Here is a 6340-nt window from a genome sequence, read left to right as displayed (position 1 = left end):
TCCACACCGAACCGGAAGGCCCTCACCCGTTCAAGATCCCTCAGCCGAGACCTGGCTCACCCGTCCACAACCTCCCAGGACAGAACATCTAGCGCGCGGACGCACGCCCGCGAAAGCCTTTCCGGGCCCCCGGGGCAGCCGGCCTGTTCAGGCCCCCCTGGGGGCGCGTGGAGCCCGTAGAAGCGCCGAAGCCTGTGCAGCCCCGCGAGGGAACCCGTGAAACCCGCGGAGCAGCGCGGCACGCGCGCGTGCCACCGGTCACGTCTGCGCGTGCCACCGGTCACGTCTCTGCACGCCACCGGTCGCGCGGAGCCAGTCACCTTCCACGCGCGCGTGGCCGCCGTGCGCGCCGTGTCGGCGAGGAGCCGCGACGCCAACTTCGCTGCACGCGCGCGTGCAGCGAAGTTGGCGTGCCCGGGCCCGGCTACGACGGCTCCCCCCGTCCCTGCCGGGGCAGTTCAAGCCCCGACTCGGCCGCCGAGTTGCAGTACTCCCGCACCGCGCTGGTCCGCGCCACCACGCGCCCGCGGTGGACCACGATCCGGCTGTACGCGAGGGACAGCGCCCCCGCGAGCCTGTCCCCGCGCACGGCCAGCAACTCGGCCGGGAATCCGGCCTCCACGCGCACCTCGGGCAGCCCGAGGGCGGCTCGGGCGGCGCAACTCACCGTGTCGTAGGCGTCCTCGGGGCGCAGCCCGCTTCGCGAGGCCAGCAAGTAGGCGGCTTCCAGCGGGTCCCCGCGTCCCACCGGGTTGGACACGTCGCGCAGGGCGCCACTGCCCGCCGCGACCCGTACGCCGGCCGCTCGCAACAGCCGTACGGGAGCGATGCCGCGCCGGTCGGCCGAACCGCAGCCACCCTGCGGCAGACACACCACCGTCACTCCGGCCGCGGCGAGTTGGTCCGCGGCGCGGGAGGCCACCTCGGACGGCAGCCGGCCGAGCCCACCGCACGGGCCGAGCGTCACTCCGGGCCGCAGCCCGCCCGCCATCGCGGCGAGCCGGGCGAGCCGGGCGGGTTCGGCGGCGTCCGTGTGCAGATCGACCGGGCAGCCGTGCTCGGAGGCGAGTTCCAGGACGGCCTCGACGTACCCCGTCGGATCGGGGTCCGCGTCCGGGCAGCCGCCCACCACGGAAGCGCCCATCTTCAGGGCGTCCCGCAGCATCGCGAGCCCGTCGGCGCCGGCCGCCCCGGTCAGTACCCGTGGCATCGCCACCGTCGCCAGTTCGGCGAGCCCCCGCAACGACCGCCCCACCTCGAGCACCGCCGCCAGCGCGTCCAGCCCCTGCACGTCACCGACGCGCACATGGGACCGCAATGCCGTGACGCCGTGCCCCAGTTGCAGCAGCGCCGCCTCGGTGGCCCGGCGCTGGATCTCCTGGTCGTCGTACGCGAGAGGGCCGTCGCCGTCGGCGGTGAGGGCCGTGTCGCTGTGCGCGTGGGCCTCGGCGGGGGCCGGCAGGAGGAGGTAACCGTCGAGGTCCACCTTCGCGGCGAGAGCCCCCGAGGTGCCCGCCGCCAGGCTCCCGGCGGTACCGACCGCCTCGATACGACCACCACCCAGCCGTACGTCCACGGCCCGGCCGTCGGTGAGCCGCGCCCCGCACAGCAGGAGAGCGGCCGTGTCGGTCTGCCCCGACGAGGAATGGGGCGGCTGCTGCTGACTGTCGGGCATCGCGCTCCTGGGGCTCGGGGGCGGCTGCGGGAGGGACGACTGCGGAGCGTGGGGACACAAGATCACGCAGCGTGAGTCGAGCCTAGGGCGGCGACTCGTCAACGTCGGGGAGGAGCGCAATAGTCGTACCGGTGTGGTCCGTCGGCGAGCCGGGGACCAGCCATCTCCTGACCGGGGCGGGTGTCAGCCGTCCGCCCATCCGCGGCCACCCCCGTCCGCGGCCACCCCCGTCCGCGGCCACCCCCGTCCGCGGCCACCCCCGTCCGCGGCCACCCCCGTGCCCGGCCACGTAAGTGCCCGGTCACCCCCACCCATGGGTGGTCGGAGGCCCGTCACCCCGTGTGATCCAGGAGGCCAGAGGGGCCCGCGAGGGGTTCTGGGAACGCCCGGGGTCAGGCCGGGGCGGGTGCCGCGAAACGGATTTGGGCGATCGGCGGCGGACCGTGTAATGTCTTCATCGCTCGCCCCAATAGCTCAGTCGGTAGAGCGTCTCCATGGTAAGGAGAAGGTCTACGGTTCGATTCCGTATTGGGGCTCTGGTGTGGGAGGTTCCCGTCGCGAGACGGGGACCGATCGCATCTCAGCGGTGTAGCTCAGTCGGTAGAGCAAGCGGCTCATAATCGCTGTGTCACCGGTTCAAGTCCGGTCACCGCTACTGACAGTAGCCGATTGTGGGGTCGGTCCTTCGATCGGCTACTCTTCTATGCGTTAATGTCCCATCCGTTCGTCAAGGAGCACTCCTGTGGCTGCCACCGACGTCCGCCCCAAGATCACGCTGGCCTGCGTGGAGTGCAAGGAGCGGAACTACATCACCAAGAAGAACCGGCGTAACGACCCGGACCGACTGGAGATGAAGAAGCACTGCCCGCGTTGCAACGCGCACACCGCGCACCGCGAAACGCGTTAATTTCAGGCTCGTACACGAGGCCGTCCCCTTCATTGGGGGCGGCCTCGCGTCGTTGTGGAACCGATGTCCGGCGCGTACCCCGTGTCATAGGTGGACCAGCGATTTAGAGCGAAGATGGGCCGTCCGGCCAAGACGGTCGGTCCAGCTGCGACAACCAGCGCAGCGAAGACAATCAGGAGGTGCCGAGCCCATGGCGCTCGACCAGTCCTTCGTAGGGCGGTCCTACCCGCCCACCGATCCCTATGAGGTCGGTCGGGAGAAGATCCGCGAGTTCGCGGAAGCCGTGGGGGACAGCAACCCTGCGTACACGGACCCCGAGGCCGCACGCGCGCTCGGGCATCCGGATGTGATCGCCCCGCCGACCTTTGTGTTCGCCATCACGTTCAAGGCCGCGGGCCAGGTCGTCCAGGACCCGCAACTGGGCCTCGACTACAACCGGGTGGTGCACGGCGACCAGAAGTTCGCGTACACCCGTCCGGTGCGCGCGGGTGACCGGCTCACGGTCACCTCGACCATCGAGTCGATCAAGTCCCTCGCGGGCAACGACATCCTGGACATCCGTGGCGAGGTCCACGACGAGGCGGGCGAGCACGTCGTGACGGCCGTCACGAAGCTCGTGTCCCGTGCGGCGGAGGTGGGCTGACATGACGGCGAAGATCTCTTACGCGGACGTCGAGGTCGGCACCGAACTGCCGGCTCAGACGTTTTCCGTGACGCGTGCCACGCTCGTGCAGTACGCGGGTGCCTCCGGGGACTTCAACCCGATCCACTGGAACGAGAAGTTCGCGGTCGAGGTGGGCCTTCCCGACGTCATCGCGCACGGCATGTTCACCATGGCCGAGGCGATCCGTGTGGTGACCGACTGGGCGGGGGACCCGGGCTCCGTCGTCGAGTACGGCGTCCGCTTCACCAAGCCCGTCGTCGTCCCGAACGACGACAAGGGCGCCACCATCGAGGTCGGCGGCAAGGTCGCCGCCAAGCTCGACGACAACACCGTCCGCGTCGACCTCACGGCGACCAGTGCCGGACAGAAGGTACTGGGGATGTCGCGAGCGGTCGTACGGCTGGCTTGATCCCCAGGTCGAGTGACTTGATCCCCAGGTCAAGTAAGGGGCGTCCGCCATAGCGGGCGCCCCTTACGCGTTTCCTGTTGGCGACGCGAGGCCAGGTGAAGGGCGGGACGGGGCGAGACGATGCCAGGCGACGGGGAGCGGGGCGAGGGGGGGCGACCTCCAACGTCTCCGCACCTCTTGACTTAGTTACTTCGCCCCGGCCTCCAACCTGGTCATGTCCAGCGTCCGGCCGCACGAGCAGGGCATCGCCTCCGGCGCCAACAACGCGCTGCGCGAGGTGGGCGGCGCGCTCGGCATCGCGGTGATGTCCTCGATCTTCTCGGCGCAGGGCGGCTACGCGACCGCCCAGACCTTCATCGACGGACTGCGGCCGGCGCTCGTGGTCGGTGCCTCGGTCGTCGCCCTCGCGGGTCTCGCGGCCCTGCTCATCCCGAGCGCCCGGCGCGCACCGAGACGGCCGACGCCCCGGCGCATGCCCTCGAAGGCGACTCGGTGGATCTGAAGGCCGCATCCTTCGAGGCGGACTCGCTCGCAGCCGACCGGCTTGCGACCGCCTCCCTCGAAACCGCCTCCCGCTGACGAGCGGAACGGAGGTACCGGCCCTTCGGCCGCCCCCGGGAATCACCTGATCGTGCGATCGAACCCCCAGGAGAGCCATCCCGGTCAAGCGCTCGGACGCGAGCGGCCCCGCCCCACCGGCGGGGCCGCTCGCATGTCCGGAGCGCACCGGTGGCCGGGTGCCCCCGCCCCTTCTCGTAGTCTTGGGCGCGTGCAGGAACTCCACGATGCCCCGCTCGCCCCGCTGACCACCTTCCGGCTCGGTGGCCCGGCCGCCCGGCTGATCACCGCCACGACCGACGCCGAGGTGGTCGCCGCCGTGCGCGAGGCCGACGACGCCGGTACGCCGCTGCTGCTCATCGGCGGCGGATCGAACCTGGTCATCGGCGACAAGGGCTTCGCCGGGACCGCCCTGCGCATCGCGACGAAGGGCTTCTCGCTCGACGGCACGAGGCTGGAGCTGGCCGCGGGCGAGGTGTGGACCGACGCGGTCGCCCGCACCGTCGAGGCGGGGCTCGCCGGGATCGAGTGCCTCGCCGGTATCCCCGGCTCCGCGGGCGCGACCCCGATCCAGAACGTGGGCGCGTACGGCCAGGAAGTGTCGTCGACGATCACCGAAGTCATCGCCTATGACCGGAAGGCGCGCGAGACGGTCGCGCTGACCAACGCCGAGTGCGCCTTCTCGTACCGCCACAGCCGCTTCAAGGCCGACCCCGAGCGCCATGTGGTGCTGCGCGTCCGCTTCGAGCTGGAGGAGGCGCAGGGGCTGTCAGCGCCGGTCAAGTACGCCGAGACGGCCCGCGCGCTCGGTGTGGAGCCCGGCGACCGCGTGCCCCTCGGCGCCGCCCGCGAGACCGTCCTGAAGCTGCGTGCCGGGAAAGGCATGGTGCTCGACCCCGAGGATCACGACACCTGGTCCGCCGGGTCGTTCTTCACCAACCCGATCCTCACGGACGAGGCGTTCGCCGCGTTCCACGCGCGCGTGAAGGAGCGGCTCGGCGCCGACGCCGTACCACCGGCGTACGCGGCCGGTGACGGCCACACCAAGACCTCCGCGGCCTGGCTGATCGACAAGTCGGGCTTCACCAAGGGCTACGGAACCGGACCCGCCCGCATCTCCACCAAGCACACGCTGGCCCTGACCAACCGGGGCGGGGCCACCACCGAGGACCTCCTCGCGCTGGCCCGGGAAGTCGTCGCCGGTGTTCACGACGCCTTCGGGATCACCCTCGTGAACGAGCCGGTGACGGTGAACGCGGGCCTCTGAGACGCCCTCAAGTTCTCCGAAGGTCTCCGACGGTTCCCGAAGGGCACCGAACGGTTCCTGAAGGTCACCTGAAGGTGCCGCAGGCTCGCGCCGCACGCCCGGCAGGTGCGGGCAAACGGGCTCGCCCTAGTAGGCGATGCCCACGCCCTGCTTCATGGTCCCCGGGTCGTCGATCATGGCCAGCATCGCGTGGGCCACGTCCGCGCGTGCGATGAAGCGGCCCTTGGGCGGGAAGCCGCCCACGGCCGTGCGGTAGGAGCCGGTCAGCGGCTTGTCCTGGAGCCGGGGCGGACGGACGACTGTCCAGTCCGTGGCGCTGGCCGCCAGTTCGCCCTCCATCTCCCGCAGGTCGGCGTAGACGTCCTTCAGGATGCTGGAGATCAGGCGCCGCATGGCACGGTCGACGAGCGTGTCGTTCTCGGCGCCGGGGCCGACCGGGCTCGCGCTGACCACCAGCAGTCGCCGCACCTGCTCCGCCTCCATGGCGCCCAGCACCGTACGGGTGAGCCGGGCCGCGACCCCGGCGTCCTTGCGGCTGCGTGCGCCGAGACCGGACAGGACCGCGTCCCGGCCCGCGACGGCGGGGCGCAGCGACCCCGGGTCGGTGAGATCCGCGCGGAACACCTCCAGACTCGCGCCCGTGACGGTGAGCCGCGCGGGATCCCGCACGATGGCCGTGACCTGGTGGCCCGCGCCCAGGGCCTGGCGGACGATCTCCTGGCCGATGCCTCCGGTGGCACCGAAAACGGTGAGTTTCATGACCTGCTCCGCATGAGGTGGGGATGAGGTGGGTGAGTGTTCACTCACCCGTGCTTCTTCTAGAGTGAGTAAGTACTCACCCACCCGTCAACCCGTGAGGA

6 protein-coding genes, 2 tRNA genes and 1 pseudogene are annotated in these 6340 nt (G+C 71.1%); 7 read left to right on the top strand and 2 right to left on the bottom strand.

From position 1 onward, the window contains the following. Positions 1–424: 424 nt before the first annotated feature. Complete coding sequence (locus ACZ4N5_RS39325) at positions 425–1675, bottom strand: amidohydrolase family protein (RefSeq protein WP_467761776.1); 1251 nt, start codon at positions 1673–1675, stop codon at positions 425–427. 463 nt (positions 1676–2138) lie between these two features. Between ACZ4N5_RS39325 and ACZ4N5_RS39320 the strand changes: the two genes are divergently transcribed. The 7 genes and pseudogenes from ACZ4N5_RS39320 (at position 2139) to ACZ4N5_RS39290 (ending at position 5480) form a co-directional block, all read left to right on the top strand. Beyond that, positions 2139–2211 (top strand) — tRNA-Thr (locus ACZ4N5_RS39320). Positions 2212–2257: 46 nt separating this feature from the next. Next, a tRNA-Met gene (locus tag ACZ4N5_RS39315) sits at positions 2258–2330 on the top strand. 87 nt (positions 2331–2417) lie between these two features. Further along, the gene (gene rpmG, locus ACZ4N5_RS39310; protein ID WP_004571794.1) at positions 2418–2582 is read left to right on the top strand and encodes a 50S ribosomal protein L33; all 165 of its coding nucleotides are present in this window, start codon (positions 2418–2420) and stop codon (positions 2580–2582) included. Positions 2583–2772: 190 nt separating this feature from the next. After that, positions 2773–3225, top strand: coding sequence for an FAS1-like dehydratase domain-containing protein (locus ACZ4N5_RS39305; protein ID WP_387298197.1), 453 nt, complete (start codon positions 2773–2775; stop codon positions 3223–3225). Position 3226: 1 nt separating this feature from the next. Then, entirely contained in the window at positions 3227–3655 is a 429-nt protein-coding gene (locus tag ACZ4N5_RS39300) for a MaoC family dehydratase (RefSeq protein ID WP_467761775.1), read from the top strand. Between the two features lie 187 nt (positions 3656–3842). Then, a pseudogene (locus ACZ4N5_RS39295) lies at positions 3843–4157 on the top strand (MFS transporter); the annotation flags it as partial. A 210-nt stretch (positions 4158–4367) separates the two neighbouring features. Continuing rightward, positions 4368–5480, top strand: a complete 1113-nt coding sequence (locus ACZ4N5_RS39290) for a UDP-N-acetylmuramate dehydrogenase (protein ID WP_467761774.1) — start codon at positions 4368–4370, stop codon at positions 5478–5480. Positions 5481–5606: 126 nt separating this feature from the next. Here the strand turns inward: ACZ4N5_RS39290 and ACZ4N5_RS39285 are convergent, their stop codons facing one another. Next, complete coding sequence (locus tag ACZ4N5_RS39285; protein WP_467761773.1) at positions 5607–6239, bottom strand: NAD(P)-dependent oxidoreductase; 633 nt, start codon at positions 6237–6239, stop codon at positions 5607–5609. Between the last annotated feature and the right edge of the window lie 101 nt (positions 6240–6340).

The sequence above is a fragment of the Streptomyces sp. NPDC026500 genome (assembly GCF_055567635.1).
The sequence above is the reverse complement of the archived record's forward strand: the minus strand, read 5'-3'. Positions and strand labels throughout refer to the sequence as shown.